Origin of the sequence: Paenibacillus sp. FSL H7-0326, from assembly GCF_001955535.1 — a bacterium.
Classification (GTDB): Bacteria; Bacillota; Bacilli; order Paenibacillales; family Paenibacillaceae; genus Paenibacillus; species Paenibacillus shunpengii.
Map to the genome: position 1 here is coordinate 1,693,480 of NZ_MPVN01000001.1, position 23,526 is coordinate 1,717,005.

Consider the following 23,526-nt stretch of genomic DNA (forward strand, 5'->3'; position numbering starts at 1 on the left):
TTACAGAATAACCCTCCTCACATAGTTCGATATCGTCTCAATCAACAGGATCGTTACAACGATAACCAGGACGACGAGTGAGGCAGAGCTGTAATTAAGACTTTTGTAATACAGACTGAACAAGAAGCCGATTCCTGTTCCTGTCAGAATACCGATAAGTGTTGCGTTCCGAATATTCGTCTCGACGGTAAACAGAATCCAGCTGATCATTTGCGGTATGCTGGAGGGGATCACCGATTTGAAAATGATGCATAAAAAGCTGGCCCCCGTTGCACGCAGCGCTTCAACAGAACTGTTGCTGACTTCATCTATCGATTCGATAAAAGCCCTTGTCAAGAACCCGAAGGAGCCGAAGAACAAGGCAAAATATCCGGTAAGCACACTCTGGCCAAAGGATAGAAGCAGAATCATCGACCAGGCGGCAACATCAATATTCCGAAACAAAGTGGCAACAGAGCGGCCGATGAAGCTGAGCACACCGTCACCGCCCGTTGTCTGTGATCCCATGATCGCGAAGAACAGGGCAAAGCCAGCAGCAATTGTCGTTGCCGCTATCGACACAAGCAGTGTCTCAAGCAGTGAGGCAATGATGTCAGGCAGCTTGTCCATCGCTTCAGCGTTTGGATAGAAATTGGATACTGCCCACTCCGCTGCCTTAGGCACTGAGGTGAAGCCCTTGACTACGTCATATTCAGTAATGATGATCGCGCAGATGGTAAGAACGAGAATCAAAGCACAATAGATCAGGGAGTTTCTTCTTTTTCGAGCAAAGAAATTAACCTGCATACTGACTTCCTCCGTCAGCCGACATATACTCCGTAAGCCTCGAGCCATAGATAAGTTGAAGCTCTTCTGGTCCGACTCCAGCAGGCAAGCCGTCATATACGATCTCACCCTTGTTGACCCCGATGATCCGGTCCGAATATTTCAAGGCAACATCGACCTGATGAAGATTGACAAGTACCGTAATTCCCATGGAGGAACAAATACTGCGAAGGTGCTCCATAATGGTCTGGGATGCATTCGGATCAAGTGAAGCAATCGGCTCATCACATAGCAGCAGCTTCGGATCCTGGATGAGTGCACGTGCAATGCCTACTCTCTGCTTCTGCCCGCCGCTCAGCTGATCACAGCGCTTGTAGATTTGCTTCTCCAGTCCAAGCATCTGTAATATGGCATAGGCCTGTCTCTTCTCTTGCTCAGAATAAAGGCCAAGTATACCGGCAAACGTTGACTTATAGCCTAGCCTTCCATGCAGCACATTCTCAATGACGCTTAAACGCTCCACAAGATTATAATGCTGAAAAATCATGCCGATTCGGGTTCTAAGCTGCTTTAGCTCACTCTTCTTGAGACGGTTTACATTCTGTCCATCAAATACAATATCTCCGCTGCTTGAATCGATCATTCGATTAATACACCGAAGAAGCGTCGATTTCCCTGCTCCAGAAGGACCGATAATAGATACGAATTCTCCGCTGTTCACTGTAAAATTCACGTTGGTCAGTGCTTTCGTATCTTGGCCATATTGCTTGTGCACCTCATTCAGCTGAAGTAACTTCGTCATAGCCATGCAGCCTCCTAACTCTCAACTTACATTCCTTGATTATTCATTCATTACAGACCCGATAATTCTCGAATTGGATTAAACCACTCATCTTCCACAGGCAGGAATTTCTCATCCCCTGACTTCTTCTTGAACAAACCGGAAGCTTCGGAATCCACAGGCAGGAAGATCTTATCATTGTTTGTCACTTTCTCTGAAGTAAACAGCTCCTCAAGCTTGGCAATATCCTCTTCACTTACGGTATCGGTGTTCACTACAAAAGGAGAATTCAGGACTGGCGTAACCGAAATTAGTGAAAATTGCTCACCTGAAAGTGTATTGAACGGCTCGGCTGCATCGTCTTTTACGGTATATACCGCGCCCGGCTTATTCGCTTCACCTTCTGTAAGCTCCACATAATTGGACACACAGGTATCACAGAAAGCAGCTACATCTGCTTTGCCTGTAAGCAGGTTCACGGCTGAGCCCTGATGGGAGCCGCCAAACAGCACCTCTTTGAAGAATTGATCATCTCCGCCCATCAGCAAATCTTCTTCTGTCAAATCTTTATATTGTTCCTGTCCGCTGAAATACGTAATAATGCCAGAGGACGGAACTTTGAAGCCGGAGGTTGAAGAGTTGGATACAAAGGAAAACTTCTTGCCGGCAATTTCATCAATGGCGAATTGATCGCCGCTCTTATAAGCTTCTTCCTCTCCTTTTTTGACACTCAGCCAGCTGTAGTACACCGCATCCTCCAGCGTACCCGACTCTCCACTTGGAACGACTAAAGGCAGCACCTTTTCATTCTTGGTGTGAGCCTCGATATAGCCTTGAGGACCCATAAAAGCAAGATCCGCATTTCCATTCGTAATCGCCTCAATGGCGATGATATAGTCTGTAGTCGTTTGATGTTCGACTTTCTTGCCGGTTGCTTCCTCTATAATTCTACCGAACTCTTCCCTCGCATCCTTGAGATCCGCTCCGGATTCATTGGGATACCATACAAAAGTCAGCGTGTCCTTGGAATCTGCAGAAGTACCCTCTCCCCCGTTCCCGCAGCCTGCCAAGACCACGACAAGTGTCAGAATTAATACAACAGCTAACGATTTCTTCATCCTATACCCTCCCGAAATAAATACGATTAACATACATACATATATCGATATTTTCCATCAGATTCAGATGATTAAATAACATTTCAATTCAATGTACCTTGGAAGGAGCCTTCGGTAATTCGGTACTCCCTGGTGCAGAGGCTGTCCATAAATTCCAGGTCGTGAAAAATGCCCAGCATGGTCGTCCCCTCCTGCATCAGCTGCTCAATCAGCATCTTCACTCTGAGCTTCGAGGCTTCATCGAGACTTGCCGTCGGCTCATCCAGCAGCAGAAGCCGGGGACGCTTCACCATTGCTCTAGCAATGTTCAGCCTGAGCTTCTCACCTCCGGAGAAGGTTGCTGGGTAGCTGTTCCAGAGCTCCTCATCCAGCTCGAAGTGAGTCAGCATCTTCACTGCTTCGACTTCCGCATAGTCCGAGTCATGTCCCATCTCAAGCACCGCCTCACGTACCAGCTGCTTCGCAGAGGTTCTGGGCATCACGTTCAGAAATTGAGACACATAGCCGATCTCAGATCGGCGAAGCTGGCTGATCATTCTCTCCGGCACCGCAGCCAGGTTGATCCTGCCAAATTGTGCTGAATCATACCAGATCTCCCCTTCCCCAGGCAGATAGGTTCTGTATATGCATCTCAGAATCGTCGACTTCCCGCTTCCACTCTTTCCCGTTATACCAACGAACTCTCCTTCCTTCACATGAAGATTGATATGATGAAGTGCTTCAATCTGCTGATTCATGTGATGCAGTGTAAAGGATTTTGACAGTCCTTCAATGGACAGCAGGTGTTGTGTCATCCCTTCCTCCTCCTATTTCCCTATATTAATCGCTCCTATGAACCTAAATCCGATAATTCGTTTGCTGAATAAGCTTACCGTCGACCATCACGGTCGTAATCACCGGAAATTGATCCGGCTCAAGACGCTCGATAATTAGCAAGTCTGCTTTTTTACCAATCTTAATGGAGCCGACTTCCTCATCAATTTGTACAGCTCTTGCAGGATTCAGGCTGACCAGCTTAAACATCTCCACGAGATCTGTGTCCAGCTCACTCGCCAATTGAAAGACCGCATGCAGCATGGAAGCCGGATAATAATCGCTGCACAGAACATCGATGACACCCTCACTAACAGCCTGCTGAGCAGACAAATTGCCGCTGTGCGATCCGCCCAATATGACATTAGGTGCCCCTGCGATGGTGTACATCCCTCTGTTCTTGGCTTCACGTGCAATTTCTAGCGTAATCGGAAATTCACTGATGGTTGCTCCGAAGCTCTGTACCAGCTCCAGCTTGTCCAGCGAGTCGTCGTCATGGGATGCAATGGCAATGCCTCGCGAGGCCGCTAGTTCTGCAATCTCTCTGATGCTCTCTGCCGTCAATTTCTCCTTCGTCTGATGGTTAGCAATCAGCACGCTCAGTCCTTCGTCCGTCACATCATCGTAGCCGCGAATCGTTTTCTTATAGACCTCCAGGTCCCTGTATTGTCCTTGTCCAGGGGTATGATCCATGAATGAGACCAGATGTACTTTATCCTCTTTAATGTAGGTTTTCAGATTATCTACCTGGCTGAGATTATCGATCTCGAAGCGAGCATGGAAGCGATGGCGAATCAAATGCTTCTCATAGTGTGTCTGATTAATCAGCTCGAGCAGCTTGCGCACATTCTCGGGCTCTCGAATGGGTCGGTACTTGTAATCAGCTGATTTGAAGATGGATAATGAATGATACATCGTCGTGATGCCGTGCGAGATCAGCTCCTTCTCTGTTTCCCTCAGACTCAGGCCAAAATGAATAAGCGACGTGGGCCGAGGAGCCGTCATGTGCTCAATATAATCGGAATGAATATCAATCATGCCCGGCGTGACATAACCGCCTTTCGCATCTATAATCTCCGCATCGGATCGGTGTACTTCCTCCCCTGCAGGAACCAATCCTGCAATCCGCCCATGTTCTATCAGAAGGTCATAGCCCTCGAGAAGAGCCTCCTCTGTCACAATAATTCCACCTGTAATCACATACATAGGAACGACTCCCTTCCCCATTTTCATTACGATCCTTCAATTCTTACGATCATCCTTGCATTCCTTACAATAACGAGTGAACGAGCTGCTGTGTGTACGCATGCTGAGGATCTTCCAGAATTTGATCCGTTAAGCCCTGTTCAATAATCTGTCCGTCCAGCATGACCAGGGTGCGGTCGGCCAGCATGCGAATGACTCCCAGATCATGGGATACCAGCAGAATGCTGATATTCAGCTCTCTCTGCAAATGCTTGATCAGATCAAGCACACTCGCCTGCACGGACAAATCAAGCCCTGTCGTCACTTCATCGAGCAGAAGAATCGGCGGATTGTTAGATAATGCCTTCGCAATCTGAACTCTCTGCTGCATTCCGCCAGAGAAGTTCTCAGGTGCTTCCTTCATACGATACACAGGAATATGAACCTTCGTGAGCAGCTCACTCCCGCGTTCCTCCATTGTACGCACATGGCGGCTTCCTGCTGCGATCATCTTCTCTGCAATATTGCCGATGGAAGAGAACCGAAGCCGCAGACCGAGCACCGGATTCTGGTATACCTTGCCCATCAGCTGATTGCGGATGTATCTTTTTTGCTGAGAAGACTCCTCGAACAGATTGAATGAACCGTCCTTGTACACGCTAAGTATGGCTTCCCCGCTGGTGACCTCCTGATCAAAATACAGGCATTTCATCAGTGTGGATTTACCGCTGCCGCTCTCTCCAACGATCCCCAGCACTTCCCCTGGATACAGATCAAAGCTGATGTCCCGGCAGGAATACACGGTCCCGCAAACCGGACAATAGTTACGGTCGAGCTGTCTGTCTGCCGAATTACTGCATCTCGTGCAGCCCGTACCAAATTGCTTATTCAATTCTCGTATTTTCAAAATAGGCTCATCTGCAGCATGCATCGCCCTCTCCCCCTCTTCATCAGCGTCTTTCCTCTATATAAGCACTCTGCTCATTTTTTCTAGCCAGGCAGTAGCTGGTATCATTACATTGATAATATGTCGTCTCTGTATCTGCATCGTACAGCTCATCCATAAACACATGCTCAGCTCCGCACTGAACACATTGGACGCCAATGAAGCTCTCCGGTGCAAACGGTACATCCTCGAAATCCAGTGACTTCACTGTGGTGTAAGGCGGTACAGCGTAGATCTTCTTCTCCCTGCCGGCACCGAGAAGAATAAGCGCCTTAGAGCTGTCCAGCTTCGGATTATCAAATTTGGGGATCGGGCTTGGCGCCATAACATAGCGATCCTGCACCATAACCGGATGGTCGGCACCGGTTGATATACCTCCATACTTCACAATCTGCTCGAACAACATCAGCCAGGCTCCGCTGTACTCCTTCTCCCCATGAAGCCGTTTCGTCTGCAGCTCGCTGGACTCGTAAGCACGAAGTGGTTCAGGCATAGGGACCTGAAGTATTAATATTTGTCCTTCCTGAAGCGGCACCTCTGGTACCCGGTGGCGGGATTGAATCAGTGTCGCTTCTTCCGTATCGTCAACGGTCTGTATGCCGGTCGTCTTCTGAATCAGCTTCTTGATGCTGACCGCATTAACCGATTCATCCGAGCCTTGGTCAATCACTTTAAGCTTGTCAGCTTGACCGATAAGCGACAGTGTGAGCTGTAACCCTCCAGTCCCCCAACCCCGTCCGATAGGCATTTCTCTTGAAGCAAATGGAACCTGATACCCCGGAATGGCGATCGCCTTCAAGGTCGCCCGGCGAATTTCCCGTTTCGATCCTTCATCCAGAAAAGCGAAATTATAGGCATTATGCATATTGATTCTCCTCTGCGGCGCTGGATTCAGCTGCCTTTCTGATCTTGCGCACATCATTCAGTTTGGATTGGAATGTGACGTAATGCGGCATTTTCAAATGAGAGATAAATCCGGTCGATTCCACCGAATCGATATGATAGAGCACAAACTCTTCATTCTGTGTTGGAATGGTCTTGTCACCAGCCTCCAGGCTCTTGTCCAGAATACTCATTGCAATAGCCTTCGTCTCGTTCTGGCCGTAGCATAATCCGTAACCGAAGTCGAACTCCAGCTCCTTCTTCCCATGCTCCTTATCTACCGTGCTTGGAACAAGCATCTCCACCTCTGTAACCTGGATGTCTCCAATGTAATAAGCATCCTCCTCGTCTTCATCACCCTCAAAAGGACTGTTTACATAAACAGGGAGATGCCCTACCCGCAGCTCGCCCACGGTGGGATGCACCATGCCATAACCTCGAATAACTGCATAAGCTAGGGAGGTTACCGCACCCGTCTGTCCACGGGACAAGATCTGCAGCTTCTCACTGCGGCTGGCCGGAAAAGCCAGGCTCGTCCGTGTCACATCATCCGGCTCGGTATGATCTGGCGGACATTCTGGAATCAGACCTTCCCGGCGAAGGTAATCAAGCACTTTGGGAAGCTGACCATCCTCAATGTCTTCAAAGGTATTCACAGCATTTGTCTCTGGATGTGCACCTGCCTCTGTTTCCGTTTGCTTAGAAAACGCAGCAAGCCATTCTCGAATGTCGGTGTCTGTCTCTTCCCGCAATTCGAAATCGAGCAGCCGGTGGGAGTAATCCGTCGTCGCTCCAAGGATCTGCCCGCCTGGAATGTCCTTAAATGATGCCGATATTCTGCGCTCTACCCGCATTTGATCGGATGTGACCACCTGGGAGTAGGCTTTGCGCGGCAGAGTGGAGCGGTAGGCTCTTAGCAGAAATACTGCCTCCTCGGGATTCCCCTCTGCCTGCTTAATGGCAAGTGCCGCGAGGGATTCACTATACATACTGCTCTCAGACATCACTTGATCGATGAGACCCCGCATTCCGGCCTCAATGTGTGAGGTGGACAGCGTCTGTCCTCGCTTCACCCGTTCGTATTGAAGACGCCGAAGCGATTCCTCAATCGCCATCGTGCCCCCTTTGACCGCAACGTATCCCATTTAATGCACCTCCTTCTCCATTTGAGTCGTTCTTGGTAAAGCCAATACTCGATGAGAACCATCGGCGAATATCATATCGACACCGAGTGGAAATTCTGCATTCCGCTCCGCACGAACCGCCTCCCAGTCGCCTGTGGTTTGCATTTCGCACATCGTATATTGATCGATTCCAGGCCCTCGAAGTAAGCGGCGCTCTCCTCCAACGACGTTAGGCAGCTCTGCGATCAGTGTTGCCGACAGGTGCGGATCGTTCATCTCTCCCATTCTGGCGAGCTTCAGTGCTTCAGACAGGCTGCCGGGGACCGCGGTATGTGTAACGAATATATAATCTGCTTCCTGCACCTCTGCTCGTTTGGCATAAGTCAGACGGCTGATGTGCTGTGTCAGCTCGTCCTCGTTGTCCCCAATGACCTTAAAGGTCACTTCTGTATCCAGAAGCATTCTCGCGAGCACCAAGGTGACACCATAGCAGTCTGCTCTATGATCCAGCTTACGGGCAGCATCAGACAGATCCTGTATGGTTCCCGGTCTCGATAATGCATCTACTACTCTTCGATAAGCCTGCTGTATGTCATGAACTTGATTCAGCATATCTGCTCCCCCTTAATCCTGATCCATCGTGTCAAAATCAACCTTTGTAACGAGCAGCTTCCGGCGCTTCTCGGCCCGCTCTTCGACCAGCATTTGCTGCTCCTTCTGCAGAAGAGCTTCCCAATGCGCTGTTTCTTCCAGCTCTGCCGAATAGGCTGCATCGATCACTGCAAGATGATATGCTGCTTCGCTCTCCTCGCCTCTGACAAGACCGATACCGATGGATTCGCCTACCTTGACCTTGCATTCCGTTACAAGCACTTCACCCAGGTAAAAAAGACTTTGCTTCGCAGTCTCCCGTACCTTCACCATTACAAGTCCCGGATTCGGTTCTTCAATGATGCTTGTCCCATATTTGTTCACAATTTCATCCGCCAATGACTTCATTAATGCAGGCGGTCTGCTGATGAGTATCTCTGTCCTCTGCTTCCTTTTCATAATGAGCCTCCAATCTCGTCGAGCCGGCAATGGCTGAATTAGATGACATAAGTAAATGAATCTCCCCTGTACATAATTTTGCTGACTTCCAGCGTTTGTCCCGATTCCTTGTCTACGCAAGCCGATTCCAGCACCAGCAAAGGGATCAAGCTGGAGCATTCCAGCAGTTCCCGCTCAAGCTTGTTCGGATAAGTTAGCCGTAATTGTGTCTGACGGGATTGAAACACGCTATATCCTTTGCTCTGGTAGTATTGAAACATCGAGGCAAGCTCTCTGCCGATACGCCCGATATCAGGAAACCGGGTCTCTGACACGTATGAGCTGTGCAAGGCGAGGGGCTGACCCTCTATCAATCTGAGCCGGTCTATTCGATACACATTTTCATGCTCCGAGGCTTGAAGCATTTCATATATTTTGTGATTGAACTCTACTTTTTCGCACAAAATATTTCTTGATTGATAGTCGAAGCCCATCTCAATCATTTTCTGGCTGAAGCTTTTATCCGAGTTAAGTACCAGTGGAATCTGCTGATGCCTGTCCCTGACAAAGCTGCCTTTGCCCTGTATAGAGTAGATATATTCCAGCTCCTGCAGTCTCTGATAGGCCTTGCGGGCCGTGATACGGGGAACCTTCATCCTGTCCGCAATCTCATTCTCGGATGGGAGCTTATCATGCGGCTCATACCTTCCCGATTGAATGCTTGAAACGAAATAATCCATAATTTCCATCTCATCCGACATTCCGGCATTCCCTCCTGTTATCGTATAATCAGATCAGGCCCTGAGTTGTGAAGATTCCTTTTGCTGGCCTTGATTGCCGCTACTGTATCCATCCCTGGACTTTTGCTGCCGAGGCGCACTTCCTTCTCACCATAAAAGCCATGAAAATCAGATCCGCCAGACATAAATAGTCCGTGCTCTTCAGCGAGCTGTGTGACTCGCTTCTCGTCTTCCGGTCCATGCAGCGGATGCAGTCTCTCTATCCCCTGCAGGCCATAAGACACGAGCTCAGGAACGATATCGTAGCTGTCGTACTGACCCGGATGAGCTAATACCGGAACGCCTCCCGCCTGCAAAATCGTGTTTACCGCGTCCTGCGCACTGGCATATTCCATCGGCATGTAGGCAATGCCTGGAGCTTCTCCATTGCTTCCACGGGAGAACAACGTTTTATACAGCCCGCCATAGATCGAGTCTGTATAGCCTGCATCAATCAGCGCATGCATAATATGCTGCTTATAGACACCGGTTCCGCCTGCTGCATACTCCAGCACCTGTTCCCAAGTAATGCGATATCCGTTAGCTGCGAGAACATTGACTGCCCGTCTGCAGCCCTCATGTCTCCGCTCGATCAGCGGCTGGCACAGCTCGGCGATGCCCTCGTCAGCCGGTTGTACCATATAGCCCAATATGTGAACCCGACGATGTCTTGTATAATCGTAGGCCGATATTTCAATTCCGGGTATGACTTCTATCCCTTTCTCAGTGCCTCGGAGGATCATTTCACTGAGACCTGAAGTTGTGTCATGATTCGTTATTGCTAGACAAGTGACATGCTCTTGCTCAGCCAGCTCAAGTACTTCCTCGAAAGTACAGGAGCCATCCGAAATCCGGGTGTGACAGTGCAATTCCACCTTCATTTAGCGAACCTCCATTGGTTAAGGATCTCTCTTTACGGACCTAGTCTAACTTGATGCCAAGTGCACATGGTCATAGCAGTGTAAACTTCAGGTTAAGTTTTGTTAGATTTGTTGCTTTTCAAGTGAGAAAAACCCTGCCGATTTGATTGAAATCAGCAGGGTTTTCCTTGCGTTACATTGTTTTCCTGTTTTATTAGAGCGATACATGATCCTTGCTTACCGCCTTGCCTGCGGCTCGTGATGGAAGATAGAAGAAGACGATATACATCATGGTGAATAACACGAATGCGACCCATTCTTCGACAAGAATATAGTAGGGATAGGGTCCGAGCATATCTAATATAGAAGGTGACTCCGGCTTGTGGGACAGGAACATATAATTTGCCCCGAATACTTGATTGAAGCACCACACGATGCCAGCAATGAGATTAAGCAGCAGCATGGAGAGCGGAACCGAGGTTATTGTCAGCCTGACCTGCTCAATCCAGGTCATATATAACGCGGCAGCGATAATAGAACCATGCGCGATGAAGAATTGTATAAATCGAAAATGAGGAAATGTATATACCAAATCAGGCGTTATCAGTGCAGCCAGCGCACCGCAGATTCCAGCATAGAACACAATTATGTACAGAACGCGATTTCGGGTCACCAGCATAACACATGATAGAAGAAGCGTAATACTGCATAGCTCCAGCGGCAGCGTGTAAGCCGGATCCCATAGATCATAGATCTGATACCACGCTTCAAGCATGAGCTGCGATAGAAGCAGCAATGCCAGTAATATGTAGCGCAGTGTTTTTCTAGCCGATTCGGAGCTCCTCAGCTTCTGTCGATACATAAACATCGCGAGCAGAAGAACAATAAGGACAGCCACTGCTCCTGCATGAGCAAGAGACATAAATTCAAACCTCGGTGCATTATAAGGATTGAAGATGGATAGGTCAGCAAAAATGGTATGCACGAATCTCTCCTCTTCCTTTCGAGAATAAAGTTTATTCGATCATAATGGATCTCTATGAGGATGAACAGCCATCATATAGAAGAAACTCATCAAATTTAACATAAAAAAGACAGTTGACAGATCATCAGTTTAACTATAAACTGATGATAATAAGTTTAGTGCTAAACTCAATATTTATTGAAAGAGGGACTCCGAATGAATGAAGCAAACTTCACTCCTCCCCACTTGTCTAAACCGGAAGAACGGCTCGGTCTGCTGCTATGGTTCAGGCTGTCCCGCATCTATAACCATAACATCCGGGAAAATAATCAGCATTTAAAGGCCTGGAATTTATCAACAGCTCAATTCGACGTCCTTGTTCAGGTGGGCACCGAAGAGCGGATGTCACAGCAGGAGCTGGCGAACAAGCTGCTTGTTACCAAGGGTAATATTACTCAGCTATTGAGTAAAATGGAGGATCTAGGACTGATCCAGCGGGAAACAGACTGGAAGACCAAATATGTATCCCTTACCGATCAAGGCAGAGCATTATATGACGAGGTTGTACCTGCACAAGAGCAATTCCAAGCATCCCAATTCAGCAAACTAAGCAAAGACGAGCGCAAGGAGCTGCTTAAGCTGCTCAAGAAGCTGCAAGACTAACTGCCAATCCAGGCGGATTTTTTATAAAACTACGATATAAATTATAGGGAGGTTTTCTTATGACGGAACTCGCTGCAATCAAAGGAATCCATCACGTATCTGCACTTACAGCCAAAGCACCAGAAAACTTCGAATTTTACACCAAGACCCTGGGCCTTCGTCTCATCAAAAAAACGGTAAATCAAGACGACAACTCAATGTACCATCTCTTCTATGGTGATGAAAAAGGAAATCCCGGTACCGAGCTGACCTTCTTCGAAATGCCAAATGCAGGACAGACCCGGACAGGGACAAACAGTATTTCGGCAACCTCGCTCCGTGTACCCAGCGATGCCTCCCTTACGTATTGGAAGCAGCGCTTTGAGGAGCTCGAGGTCGATCATGATGAGATCGTGGAACGTGCAGGACGCAAGACGCTGGCATTTCGTGATTTTGAACAACAGCGCCTCATTCTTGTCTCCGATGAGCATAATGAAGGGGTCGCCGGCGGAGTACCTTGGGAGAAGAGTATCATTCCTCAGGAGCACGCCATTGTAGGACTCGGACCGGTACAGCTGACAGTGGAACAAGGCGAGCATACTGCAGCTGTGCTGATCGAGGTGCTGGGTTTCCGTCACAAAGGCAGCTATCCTTCTTCTGTTCCTAGTCAGCCGGATATTGAAGTGTACGAGGTTGGTGAAGGCGGCAGCGGCACGGAAATTCATGTTGAAGAAAGAACCGATCTGCCGGTTGAACGCCCCGGACGCGGAAGTGTACACCATGTAGCACTGCGTGTAGAGAATGAAGAGCAATTGAAGGCGTGGATCCCTCGCATCAACAGCTATGGCTTTCCAAATTCCGGATTTGTGGATCGATTCTATTTCAGATCCCTGTACTTCCGTGAAGGCAACCGCATCCTCTTCGAGCTGGCTACGGACGGCCCGGGCTTTGATACGGATGAGGACCTTCTTCATCTGGGAGAATCTCTGGCCCTTCCGCCTTTCCTTGAAGAAAGACGCAGTGTGATTGAGAAAATGCTGAAACCGCTGGATACTAAACAATCTTAAAGCCAATAAACCACGGCACAGTAACCATAGATACATATGGTTACTGTGCCTTTTTATGTATCATACTGTCTCTCCTCTGTAGACATCTTATTTTCATCGAGTAAACACCTATTCCTGTCCAATTCACTGTTCACTGCATATACTAATTTGGAACAAAGTGGACCCTATCTGCTTTTTCGTGAAAATCTTGGATACTTTGAGGTATACTAGTAGTGCTTGTTCGCAATCCAGCTATGTGCACCCGGCAAGCACATCATAACCGTTTCCTATTGGAGGGAATAAAAGTGTCAGGATTAATTAGAACTGAAAAAGATTTTATCGGCGAAAAAGCCATCCCCGAAAATGCCTACTATGGTATCCAAACGATGCGCGCCGTCGAGAATTTCCCGATCACAGGAGTTCCTATTGAAAAGGAATTGATCACTGCATTAGCTGCCGTCAAAAAAGCCGCCGCTGCTGCCAACATGGATTTAAAAATGCTTCCTCAGCCGATCGGAAGTGCCATCATTACCGCTGCTGAAGAAGTCATGCAAGGCCAGCACCTTGATCATTTCATCGTCGACTCCATTCAAGGCGGTGCCGGCACCTCGATCAATATGAATATGAATGAAGTTCTCGCAAATCGCGGCCTCGAGCTGCTTAATCAGAATAAAGGCGACTACTTCCATTGCAATCCTAACAATCATGTAAATATGTCGCAATCGACCAATGATGCCATTCCAACCGCTCTCCGTATTGCAGCTTATCGCCTAAGTGAGCATCTGCTGGGTACGATGAAGGAGCTCGCGGAGGGTTTTAAACGCAAGGAGAAGGAATTTGATGACGTCGTCAAAGTCGGTCGTACCCATCTTCAGGATGCCGTTCCAATTAAGCTCGGACAAGAATTTGGCGCTTATGCGAGAGTACTCGCTCGTGATATCGAACGGCTGGATCATGCAACCAAACGTCTTCTCTCTATCAATCTTGGAGCGACTGCTGTTGGTACAGGACTAAACGCCAAAGTTGAATATATCGAAAAGGTCACCAGTCATCTGGCACAAATCACCGGACTCCCCCTTTATACGGCAGAGGATTTGGTGGATGCTACCCAAAATACAGACAGTTATCTTGAACTCTCGGCAGCACTCAAGGTCTGTGCCGTGAACATGTCCAAGATCTGCAATGATATTCGTATGATGGCTTCAGGACCAAGAGCGGGATTCTCCGAGCTGCTCCTGCCGCCAAGACAACCAGGTTCCTCTATTATGCCAGGCAAGGTGAACCCGGTCATGGCCGAAGTGATGAACCAGATCTCGTTCCAGATCATCGGTAACGATCATACCATTGCGCTGGCCTGTGAAGCAGGTCAATTCGAGCTGAATGTCATGGGACCGGTCATCGCCTTTAATCTGCTTCAATCTCTGAAAATCATGAATAATGGCATGAGTGCCTTCCATGACTTCCTGGTGAAGGATTTAGAGGCAAATCGTAAACGGATCAAAGAAGTGCTCGATCAAAGCTTCAGCATGATTACTGCACTCAATCCACATCTCGGATATGATGTAGCGGCCGGTGTCATTAAGGAAGCTCTGCGTACAGGCTCCACCATTACCGCGATTATTCTGGAACGCGGACTGCTGACCCTGGAGGAGCTGGATGAAATTCTTCATCCTGAACAAATGACGACACCCGGTATTGCCGGAGAACGTTTCCTGCATATGAATTAATTCAAGTCGAACAAGCCGTGTTCTCACCTTGCGAGAATACGGCTTTTTCCGTGTAGAATTGTTATTTAACCCCTCTTCTCCCCATACATATGATTAGGAGAGAAGGGAGATATTGCCCATGATAACCACGAACGAGCTGTATCGAAAAACGTTACTTACGATTGCCGGCAATCCACGTATTGAACGGCTTACGATAAAATACGGAAAATCGCTCGCGAGACGATTTATTGCCAGTGAACACTTGGATGGTGCTCTTACGGAAGTGCGGAAACTAAATGAAATTGGAATCATGGCTACGCTGGATCATCTTGGCGAGGGCATTCAGGAGCTGGAACAGGCAACAGGCTACCGGGATGAGTACATTCGTCTCATCGAAGGGATATCGAAGAGCAAGGTTCAATCCAACGTTTCTTTGAAACCAACCCAGATGGGGCTCGCGCTGGATCCGGAAGCATGCTATCAGAATATTCGGGCTGTCGCTCGCGAGGCTAAGTATCATCGTAATTTTGTCAGGATTGATATGGAGGATTCGCCTTACACTGAAGCGACTCTTCAAATCGTTGAGAGACTTCATCGCGAGGGGCTCACCAATGTCGGTACTGTAATCCAGGCCTATCTGTTTCGGACGGAAGCGGATGTACAGCATTGTATTGAGCACCATATTCCACTTCGCCTGGTTAAGGGCGCCTACAAAGAACCTGCCGCTATTGCTTATCAAAATGCAAAGGATGTGCGCAGCCAGTTTGAGCGCATCATTCAGCTGCATCTGGATCAGGACGTTTATACGGCAATTGCTTCGCATGATGATCGGATCATTCAATTTACGAAGAGATACGCAGCGGAGCATAGCATTTCCAAGGAACGATTTGAATTTCAGATGCTCTACGGGCTGAGAATGCAGGAACAAGAACGGCTGGCGGCCGAAGGTTATCGGGTAAGATGCTATGTACCCTATGGGACGATGTGGTACCCGTATTATACGAGGCGGCTTGCGGAGAAGCCGGGCAATCTAATGCTGGTGTTGAAGAATATGGGCAGGTGAGAGTAGTTCTGGAAGGGCTTGCCGTAGGGCTCTGTAAGCGAAAAGAAACTTGCCGGCTGGCCTTGGAGGCTCTATAAGCGAATGTTCGTCCGATCGTTCTTGGATTGGAAAGCTTTGAATTATTCTCAGCGGTATTCTTTCCAATCCAAATACGAACGCTGTCGCTTCTACCGAATCATTTCGCTTACTGAGCCTGGGGGCCAGCTGGCTGATTGAGCCCTTCCCTATTCTTCACTTGGGGGATGGGCTTGTTAGGTGTCCGATGTTCTTATTTCATCGGACTCTTTGGCTTGGAGAGCTCGCTGGGGCTTAATCTGGAAGTGGAAAGATGGCTGTGGCTGGCCTGGGGGGGCTCTATAAGCGAATGTTCGTCCGATCGTTCTTGGATTGGAAAGCTTTGAATTATTCTCAGCGGTATTCTTTCCAATCCAAATACGAACGCTGTCGCTTCTACCGAATCATTTCGCTTACTGAGCCTGGGGGCCAGCTGGCTGATTGAGCCCTTCCCTATTCTTCACTTGGGGAAGGGCTCGTTAGTGTCCGATGTTCTTATTTCATCGGACTCTTTACTTTTAATTCGTATAATGTCCTTTATATAACCATTGTCCATCAATTAATTCAAAATGCATATATATAGCCACGTGCCCTTCATGGTAAACATTAGCGAGAAATACTTCGACTTCATTTTCATTCGTTTGATTATACCCTCGGTATTCTAAATTGCCTATTTCAATAGAGGATAACATCGAAACATCCTGCTTGTGGTCCTCGTCTTTTAGTGTATAAGTCTCTGCCTGCTCATCGAACTCCATTGTAGGAACAGAAAGGGATTTTAGCGTCACATAGTCTTTGTTATTGATCGCACCAATAATCTTAAAAGACGCATTCAGTGTCCCTCTAATCACATTCATATGTTTCTCAGAAGGAGCCATTTTAGTAGCATCAAGTTCTTCAATAAGTTGTTGATTCTCGGCCTGTAAATCTTGAATTTGTGCTTCATGCGTCACTGGTGATACTTCACTATTACTACAAGCAGATAAGATAAATACAATAAATAACATTAAATATATGTTTTTCATGTTTTACCTCCTTTTAAAAAAACAATAACATACACTAAACAAAAAGGATGAAGAATTTGTAAGTTCTTCATCCTTTTTGTTCTTTTATAAGAACATGATCTAAACTCAATGAACTCATTGTTTTGACGCTAGCATCATTGTCAGCTTGTATCTGAACGCCAGAATAAAATGGTATTGAGTCTTAGTTAATTATGATCTGCAGCTAACATAAATCTCCGATTGAATTTATTAATCACTTTCATAATGTAGGCAAGGAGTAGTATGCTTAACAGGATCATGACATACAAGAACGATTTACGCTCCATGAATCCAATATAGAATAGGATGATCTTCGCTATGCAAGGCATATTACGTAAGCATAAAGCGGCACGCCTTAGCCTAACACTGCTCACTGCCCTACTCGGCGGTTGGATATTTGATCTGCTTCACATTCCACTCTCATGGCTGCTGGGTCCTATGGTATTTGTGCTGATCGGCTCCAGTAAATGGGGAACCCATTTTGAGTGGAACGCCTCCCTGCGAAATACAGGAATGATCATCGTTGCCTATACGATGGGCTTGTCCTTCACTCTCTCCGCGCTTAAGGAAATTATCCGGCATCTGCCCACGATGCTGCTTATGACGGTGCTGTTACTCCTGTTGTGTGCTGGCATGGCCGTTATTTTGTCCCGACTGACGCGAACCGATTTCTTGACGATGCTGATGGGCAGCATCCCCGGCGGCTTAAGCCAGGTCGTCACGCTTGCGGAGGAAACCAAGGGAGTTAATGTCACGATCGTCACCGTTATGCAGGTCATTCGTTTATTTACCATTATCATATCCGTTCCCGCCCTGCTCTTTAGCCCCATCATTGGACAGACTCATGAACGTTCAGCTGGTGCTGGTCTCAATGAAGGCACTGCTGCGATAATCGGCAGCGGTCAAAGTATCATTTTGAACTATGGACTGTACGCTGTGGTCTGTATGGTGTGCGCCTGGGCAGCCAAGCAATTCAAATTTCCAACTGCGCCGCTGCTCGGCCCCATGATTGGAACTGCATTGCTGCAAATGACGGGGCTAATCGGCCCTATCCTGCCTACTTCCGTCATTAATGGGGCTCAGGTGCTTATTGGTGCCTATCTTGGTTTGCTGCTCAAGCCCGGACAGTTTACGCAGAGATTTAAAATCTTATCTCTTTCCATCACTTCAAGTCTCTTGCTCGTCACAGGCGCAGCAATACTTAGCTTCTTATTGTCTGTGTTTAGTTCTGTCAGCCTTCCAACTGCGCTGCTGAGCCTGGCTCCTGGAGGAATGGATCAAATGAGTATTATGGCACATGAGATTGGAGCAGATCTGTCCATTGTTGCTGTCTATCAGTTGTTCCGCCTGCTGTTTATTTTTTTTGCAGTTCCTCCTGTACTCAGAATGGTCATAAACTATGTACATAGAAGAAACCGTCTAGTGACCGAGGAGCAGCTTTAATTGGATGGCACTTCTGAGCTGATTCATTAGGATCTCCTTCATGATCAGAAGGGTCTCCGCTTCCTGTACACGGATGAGGCGAAAGGACAGATGAACGCCTGGAGGGAGCTGGGCAAGAAGTGCGAGATCTACACTTGCGACCTGCGCTATTCGAGGATATCCTCCGGTGGTCTGCCGGTCAGCCAGCAGCACAATAGGTTCTCCAACTGGCGGCAGCTGAATGGTCCCTTCGCTTACCCCCTCCGAGAGAAGTTCAATTTCACCTTGAAGTTCTAAGGGACCGTCCATTCCACGGAGCCGGTATCCCATCCGATCTGAGCTTGGCTCAATTACATATTTCTGTTGTTCAAATCTTATCTGACTATGCGATGACATCCATGTAAAATGATTGCCTTCCACGACCCTGATGACATTTTCTCGGGAATAAATAAGAGACGGATTGATGAACCAAGACGTTGTAACATACCCGCTGCGCTTCTCTCCTTTATCAGCCATCAGCTGCTCAAGCAAACGACTACGTACTTCAGGCTTAAGAATGGGGAGCGAGTCTCCCGACTGCAGCATCCTACCCGAATAACCCCCTAACCCACCTCTTACATAAGTACTCCGACTTCCCATAAGAACAGGAATATCCATCCCTCCTGCAGCGGCAATATAGGCTCTGCACCCTCTCTTGCTAGAGTAATCGGGGCCTCTGAATTTGATCCTGCTTCCTTCATTAATGAAAAGCGGCCTCCACATCGGCAAGGCCTCACCGTCCATGACCGGTTTAAGGTCCCCTCCGCAAATGGCGATCAGGCCCGAGTGCTCCATTCTGAATTCAGCTCCGGATAAAGTCACCTCCAGCACTGCGTCTGTCTCTTCATTACCGACAAGCATATTTGCGATTCTGGCTGCGTCCTTATCCATAGCACCGGACACAGGAACACCATATTTTTGAAATCCCCATCTGCCCAGATCCTGAACTGTCGTCAGCATTCCAGGCTTCATCACACGGATACTCACCCTTCACCGCCTCCTTGAAAAAATGAGCAATTGCCGTTCATTGTTTCTCTGAACTCCTTCTCCGTTACAGCCTGAAATCGCACCCGATCTCCGGCTTGAAGCAAGGAAGGCTCCTTCTCCATCGGATTAAACAAGGACAGCGGCGTTCTGCCGATAATCTGCCATCCGCCAGGCGTAGACTGTGAGTACACACCTGTCTGCCCTCCCCCAATTCCGACGCTTCCTGCCGGAACCTGCAAGCGAGGTGTGACTCTTCTTGGTACAGCAATACTCGATTTCATCCCGCCCAGATAAGGAAAGCCTGGCGAGAAGCCGATCATATATACCGTATACTCGGGAGCTGTATGCTCTCGAATCACTTCTTCAGCAGATAGTCCAGAATGACGAGAGACTTCCTCCAAGTCTGGCCCTGCTTCTCCTCCATACCATACGGGAATCGTAATCGATCTTGGCTCTTCACGATAAAGTGGAGTAGGCTTCCCTATCAGAGCCGCAACATAGCTCCTAACCCGCTGTGATGGAGAAACATACTTCCCACTTGGGCCCGGTCCCTCGTCGTATGAAGGTTCATGCTTAAATGCACCGCTTGTGTCACGCATCACGACGATAGGGTCGTAATGAACGGTAATACTTGCAAATGCAGGTACACATTCAAGCATCCCCGGAAAAGTCTGCGCTTCCAGCTGAATCAAGCATGTACGCACTTGCTCGTGAATATCGAGATCAATTCTCTGATCAAATTCAATAAGGATAGCCGAGTCACCCATAGAGACGATGCTTGGCTCTATAGCCTTCACTTGATCTGGGTTCATTTACCGCTCCCCCATTCTTCGGACCTTGATTCCCTGAATCTCAAAAGCCTCCCTTAATTGCAGAGCATGCTCAATAGCCTCCGGTGTGTCGCCATGAATACATAATGTGTCAGCCTTGATCTTAATGGGGGTTCCTTCCCGTGAAATGACTTCCCCGGATTGTATCATCCTTAGTGCCTGCCGCACACAAGCGGAAGAATCGTGAATGACTGCTCCCTTGATATGTCTCGGGGTCAACGTCCCCCCGGCTTCATAGGTACGGTCTGCAAATACCTCGCTAGCTGTTCTGATGCCGACCTCTTCTGCGGTATGAATGGAATGGCTTCCTGCCAGCCCGAACAGAATCAGCCTTGAATCCACACGATACACAGCTTCTGCGATGGCTCTAGCGATCGGTTCGCGCTCAGCGGCCATATTGTACAGTGCTCCATGAGGCTTCACATGAGACAATTCGGCTCCTTCTGCCTTAGCAATCGCAGTCAGCGCACCGATCTGGTACAAGGTCAGCTCGTATACCTCCTGAGGCGTCACTGCCATTTCTCTTCTGCCAAAGCCAATGAGATCCGGCAAACCTGGGTGCGCCCCAATCGCAACGCCATGAGCTAACGCCAATTGAACAGCCTCTCTCATCTTCCCTGGGTCCCCCGCATGATAGCCGCAGGCAATGTTTGCGCTCGTTATGTATTTCATGATCTGGGCATCGGAGGATGAAGGATAAGCTCCATATCCCTCCCCCAGATCGCAATTTAGATCAATTCGATATTCATGTGCTGGTTGGTTACTCATACTCATACACAAATACAGCCTCCTGACACGAGATCAATTTCCATTCCACTACTTTGCTTCATCATATCAAATTAGGGCGTACATGGCTCTACAAGCATCTTTATTTTGATTTTGAGAGGATTAGCAGTACACTAGAAGAGAACCATTTTTACCAGGCAGGAATAAGGAGGAGATTTCGATATGGACTTTCAAACCAAACTCAATAACTATGCCGAGCTGCTCGTTAAGGTCGGTGTCAATGTACAAAAAGGACAAACCGTTGTGCTTAATATTTCGATTGATTTTCCTGAGCTTGCTCGTGCCATTGTCAAGAAATCGTATGAAGCCGGTGCATACAAAGTCAAAGTCAACTGGTCAGATGATGCCGTATCCCGCATTCAATATGACATGGGATCTGAGGAGTCTTTCCTGGATGTTCCAACGCATGCCGCAGCAGAGCGGATCGAGCAGGCCGAGAATGGGGCTGCCTTCATTACGATCAAATCGGATGATCCAGACCTATTAGCAGGTGTGTCATCACAAAAAATCATTAATGCTAACAAAACAGCAAGTAATGCTCTTAGCCGTTTCCGCCAGCTGACGCAATCCTTCAAGGTAAGCTGGACACTCGGAGCGGCTCCTTCTGCAGGATGGGCAACCAAGGTGTTCCCTGATGTGCCGGAGGAAGAGGCTGTGGCGAAGCTGTGGGATGCCATCTTCCAAATGGTTCGTGCAGATCAGCCGGATCCGGTTGCCGCCTGGGAGAAGCATGTTGCTACTCTAAAAGAAAAATCCAGCTATCTGAACGACAAGCAGTACAAGCAGCTTCATTTCGTTGGTCCAGGAACCGATCTTAAGCTCGATCTGCCTGAGAACCATGTATGGCTTGGCGGCAACAAAGAGAATGCAAAAGGCGTATGGTTTGTACCGAACCTGCCAACCGAAGAGGTATATTCCGCTCCTTTCCGTACAGGCGTGAACGGCACGGTATCCAGCACGAAGCCGCTCAGCTACAGCGGAAATATTATTGATAACTTCACATTCACGTTTGAGAACGGACGCGTAACCAAGGTTACAGCTGAGAAAGGTGAAGAAACCTTGAAAGGCCTTGTCGGAATGGACGAAGGCTCCCACTATCTGGGCGAAGTGGCATTGGTTCCGCATCATTCACCCATTTCGGACTCCAACATTTTGTTCTACAAGACACTGTTTGATGAGAATGCCAGCTGTCACTTGGCGATCGGCAGTGCTTACTCTGCCTGTGTTGAAGGCGGTACGGAGCTCTCCCCAGAGGAGCTGCGTGAACGCGGGCTGAACACAAGTGCGGCCCATACCGACTTCATGATCGGCTCCGGTGAGCTCGACATCATTGGAATTACGAAGGATGGCAAGGAAGAGGCAGTATTCAAGCAGGGCAACTGGGCATTCTAATGATGCTGTAGCGCCACTGTTTTGAAGTCTGTAAACGACAGTAGTAAGACCCGATTCACAGCTGGCTTGTGTATCGGGTCTTATGATTTTCGAGAGTATTTTTTTATTTATTCGAGCAATTAGGACAAAATTTGGATCAGAGCAATGCGCTCCGGACCGCTTTCGTCCAGTAATACTTCATTTGGAAATGTATCAGCTCGGCATCAATCTGCACAATTCAAGTTTTATTTCAGCTTCACAAGTGACTCCGTTACTCGATCGAAGCCCCACTTGACCTCCCCATGCAGAGGAATCCCGCCATACCATACCTCTTCTGTTAAGTCCTGCATATAATGAACGCTTCCGCCAAGCACCTTCTCACCTTGCTCTGTTATTGTGAGTACAGCCTCCTTAAAGCCTGCAGGGATGAACTGATAATCCGGGAAGCGATCACTTCCTGCCAATTGCAGCACAGGAGCGGAACCAGCAGCCATTCGTTTGAGAATTGACCAAAATTCAAGATCGCCCATGCCAAGAAGATACAGTCGATCTCCGACCTCCCTGAACAGCGAATGAGGTCCTCTCCCGCCGCTCTTTAAGGCAGCAAGCACCTCTTGCTCAACACAGCCAAGACCATTTTGAAACGAAGGAAGTCTAGATAAATGAGCAGTAAAGGCTTTTTTGGCAAATGGAAGAATCGAAGTCTCTTCTTCGGTCTTCTCCAGCAACTGCGCTAGCTCACTCGGGTTAGACGAGATATACGCCCGCCACCACGCACTTCCCAGCTCAAGCTCATCACGGCTCAGCAGGTGCCACGTCCCGGATAATGCTTGGAGCTCAGGTAGAGATAATTGTCCCAGTCCTCGAAACAATTGAATTCCAGGATAAGATCCGATACTGAGCAGATTCAGCTTAACACGGGCTGTCTCATTCTGTTGAAACCAGTGGAGCAGATACGCCAGTATGGTCTGATCGAACAAATCATGCTCGAACCACAGCACGACCTCATCAAATGCACCAAGTCTCTTCAGCACAAGCTCCTGACTTCGACACTGGGCCATATACTCTCCTGCTGGAATACCAAGCTGACGTTCCAGGGCCTCTGCCCGCACAGAGGAATTCACCTCATCCTCCATATGCTCAAACAAGGGTCCGCACGAGTAGATTTCGCGCCACACGAGAATTTCGCCTTGTATTCCAGACTGTTTCAATTTATTTGCGACAATATCACCGTTCACAATATGCAGCATGTTAGTTCCTCCATCATATAAGCTCTGAAATTGTACGCTCC

Annotated in this window: 24 protein-coding genes; 6 read left to right on the top strand and 18 right to left on the bottom strand. The window is 48.1% G+C overall.

What is annotated here, in order from left to right:
* The 13 genes from BK126_RS08305 to BK126_RS08365 form a co-directional block, all read right to left on the bottom strand.
* Positions 1-786 carry a PhnE/PtxC family ABC transporter permease gene (locus tag BK126_RS08305; RefSeq protein ID WP_076312097.1) on the bottom strand — a complete coding sequence of 262 codons (786 nt, stop codon included), beginning with the start codon at positions 784-786 and terminating at the stop codon, positions 1-3.
* A complete protein-coding gene (gene phnC, locus BK126_RS08310; protein ID WP_076312098.1) occupies positions 776-1,567 on the bottom strand; it encodes a phosphonate ABC transporter ATP-binding protein in 792 nt (263 codons plus the stop codon). The genes BK126_RS08305 and phnC overlap by 11 nt, the downstream gene beginning before the upstream one ends.
* 50 nt (positions 1,568-1,617) lie before the next feature.
* On the bottom strand, positions 1,618-2,664 hold the full coding sequence (gene phnD, locus BK126_RS08315) for a phosphate/phosphite/phosphonate ABC transporter substrate-binding protein (protein ID WP_076312099.1): 1,047 nt from the start codon (positions 2,662-2,664) through the stop codon (positions 1,618-1,620).
* Positions 2,665-2,747: 83 nt separating this feature from the next.
* A complete protein-coding gene (locus BK126_RS08320; RefSeq protein WP_076312100.1) occupies positions 2,748-3,458 on the bottom strand; it encodes a phosphonate C-P lyase system protein PhnL in 711 nt (236 codons plus the stop codon).
* 43 nt (positions 3,459-3,501) lie between these two features.
* Complete coding sequence (gene phnM / locus BK126_RS08325; protein ID WP_076312101.1) at positions 3,502-4,683, bottom strand: phosphonate metabolism protein PhnM; 1,182 nt, start codon at positions 4,681-4,683, stop codon at positions 3,502-3,504.
* Positions 4,684-4,747: 64 nt separating this feature from the next.
* On the bottom strand, positions 4,748-5,593 hold the full coding sequence (locus BK126_RS08330; RefSeq protein ID WP_076312102.1) for an ATP-binding cassette domain-containing protein: 846 nt from the start codon (positions 5,591-5,593) through the stop codon (positions 4,748-4,750).
* Positions 5,594-5,612: 19 nt separating this feature from the next.
* On the bottom strand, positions 5,613-6,473 hold the full coding sequence (locus tag BK126_RS08335; RefSeq protein WP_076312103.1) for an alpha-D-ribose 1-methylphosphonate 5-phosphate C-P-lyase PhnJ: 861 nt from the start codon (positions 6,471-6,473) through the stop codon (positions 5,613-5,615).
* The gene (locus BK126_RS08340) at positions 6,466-7,635 is read right to left on the bottom strand and encodes a carbon-phosphorus lyase complex subunit PhnI (RefSeq protein WP_076312104.1); all 1,170 of its coding nucleotides are present in this window, start codon (positions 7,633-7,635) and stop codon (positions 6,466-6,468) included. Before BK126_RS08340 ends, BK126_RS08335 begins: the two co-directional genes overlap by 8 nt.
* Positions 7,636-8,226, bottom strand: a complete 591-nt coding sequence (gene phnH / locus BK126_RS08345; RefSeq protein ID WP_076312105.1) for a phosphonate C-P lyase system protein PhnH — start codon at positions 8,224-8,226, stop codon at positions 7,636-7,638.
* A gap of 12 nt (positions 8,227-8,238) precedes the next feature.
* Positions 8,239-8,613 carry a phosphonate C-P lyase system protein PhnG gene (phnG, locus tag BK126_RS08350; protein ID WP_256702744.1) on the bottom strand — a complete coding sequence of 125 codons (375 nt, stop codon included), beginning with the start codon at positions 8,611-8,613 and terminating at the stop codon, positions 8,239-8,241.
* 89 nt (positions 8,614-8,702) lie between these two features.
* Positions 8,703-9,404: a GntR family transcriptional regulator gene (locus BK126_RS08355; protein ID WP_076312107.1), complete on the bottom strand. Its 702-nt coding sequence runs from the start codon at positions 9,402-9,404 to the stop codon at positions 8,703-8,705.
* A 17-nt stretch (positions 9,405-9,421) separates the two neighbouring features.
* A complete protein-coding gene (locus BK126_RS08360; RefSeq protein ID WP_076312108.1) occupies positions 9,422-10,303 on the bottom strand; it encodes a PHP domain-containing protein in 882 nt (293 codons plus the stop codon).
* Between the two features lie 193 nt (positions 10,304-10,496).
* Entirely contained in the window at positions 10,497-11,267 is a 771-nt protein-coding gene (locus BK126_RS08365) for a YwaF family protein (RefSeq protein ID WP_256702745.1), read from the bottom strand.
* 195 nt (positions 11,268-11,462) lie between these two features.
* On the opposite strand from BK126_RS08365, the gene BK126_RS08370 reads away from it, so the two are divergent.
* The 4 genes from BK126_RS08370 (at position 11,463) to BK126_RS08385 (ending at position 15,703) form a co-directional block, all read left to right on the top strand.
* Positions 11,463-11,909 carry a MarR family winged helix-turn-helix transcriptional regulator gene (locus BK126_RS08370; RefSeq protein WP_076312109.1) on the top strand — a complete coding sequence of 149 codons (447 nt, stop codon included), beginning with the start codon at positions 11,463-11,465 and terminating at the stop codon, positions 11,907-11,909.
* A 59-nt stretch (positions 11,910-11,968) separates the two neighbouring features.
* The gene (locus BK126_RS08375; RefSeq protein ID WP_076312110.1) at positions 11,969-12,955 is read left to right on the top strand and encodes a ring-cleaving dioxygenase; all 987 of its coding nucleotides are present in this window, start codon (positions 11,969-11,971) and stop codon (positions 12,953-12,955) included.
* Positions 12,956-13,233: 278 nt separating this feature from the next.
* On the top strand, positions 13,234-14,661 hold the full coding sequence (locus BK126_RS08380) for an aspartate ammonia-lyase (RefSeq protein WP_445321893.1): 1,428 nt from the start codon (positions 13,234-13,236) through the stop codon (positions 14,659-14,661).
* Between the two features lie 118 nt (positions 14,662-14,779).
* The gene (locus BK126_RS08385) at positions 14,780-15,703 is read left to right on the top strand and encodes a proline dehydrogenase family protein (RefSeq protein ID WP_076312111.1); all 924 of its coding nucleotides are present in this window, start codon (positions 14,780-14,782) and stop codon (positions 15,701-15,703) included.
* A gap of 572 nt (positions 15,704-16,275) precedes the next feature.
* On the opposite strand, the gene BK126_RS08390 is transcribed toward BK126_RS08385, so the two are convergent.
* Positions 16,276-16,782, bottom strand: a complete 507-nt coding sequence (locus BK126_RS08390) for a hypothetical protein (protein WP_076312112.1) — start codon at positions 16,780-16,782, stop codon at positions 16,276-16,278.
* 336 nt (positions 16,783-17,118) lie between these two features.
* Here BK126_RS08390 and BK126_RS08395 point away from each other — a divergent pair, with 336 nt between their 5' ends.
* Positions 17,119-18,243, top strand: coding sequence for an AbrB family transcriptional regulator (locus tag BK126_RS08395; protein WP_076312113.1), 1,125 nt, complete (start codon positions 17,119-17,121; stop codon positions 18,241-18,243).
* Here BK126_RS08395 and BK126_RS08400 read toward each other — a convergent pair.
* The 3 genes from BK126_RS08400 to BK126_RS08410 are packed head-to-tail and all read right to left on the bottom strand — an operon-like array spanning position 18,220 to position 20,852.
* Positions 18,220-19,248, bottom strand: coding sequence for a 5-oxoprolinase subunit C family protein (locus BK126_RS08400; protein ID WP_076312114.1), 1,029 nt, complete (start codon positions 19,246-19,248; stop codon positions 18,220-18,222). The two genes, BK126_RS08395 and BK126_RS08400, sit on opposite strands and share 24 nt — an antisense overlap.
* Positions 19,245-20,060 (bottom strand): 5-oxoprolinase subunit PxpB, encoded by an 816-nt coding sequence (gene pxpB, locus BK126_RS08405; protein WP_076312115.1) that lies wholly within the window; start codon positions 20,058-20,060, stop codon positions 19,245-19,247. Before pxpB ends, BK126_RS08400 begins: the two co-directional genes overlap by 4 nt.
* Positions 20,061-20,852 (bottom strand): LamB/YcsF family protein, encoded by a 792-nt coding sequence (locus BK126_RS08410; RefSeq protein WP_305728145.1) that lies wholly within the window; start codon positions 20,850-20,852, stop codon positions 20,061-20,063.
* Between the two features lie 174 nt (positions 20,853-21,026).
* On the opposite strand from BK126_RS08410, the gene BK126_RS08415 reads away from it, so the two are divergent.
* Positions 21,027-22,256 (top strand): aminopeptidase, encoded by a 1,230-nt coding sequence (locus BK126_RS08415; RefSeq protein ID WP_076312116.1) that lies wholly within the window; start codon positions 21,027-21,029, stop codon positions 22,254-22,256.
* A 224-nt stretch (positions 22,257-22,480) separates the two neighbouring features.
* Here BK126_RS08415 and BK126_RS08420 read toward each other — a convergent pair whose 3' ends face one another.
* The gene (locus tag BK126_RS08420; RefSeq protein WP_076312117.1) at positions 22,481-23,485 is read right to left on the bottom strand and encodes a DUF1835 domain-containing protein; all 1,005 of its coding nucleotides are present in this window, start codon (positions 23,483-23,485) and stop codon (positions 22,481-22,483) included.
* Positions 23,486-23,526: the final 41 nt, after the last annotated feature.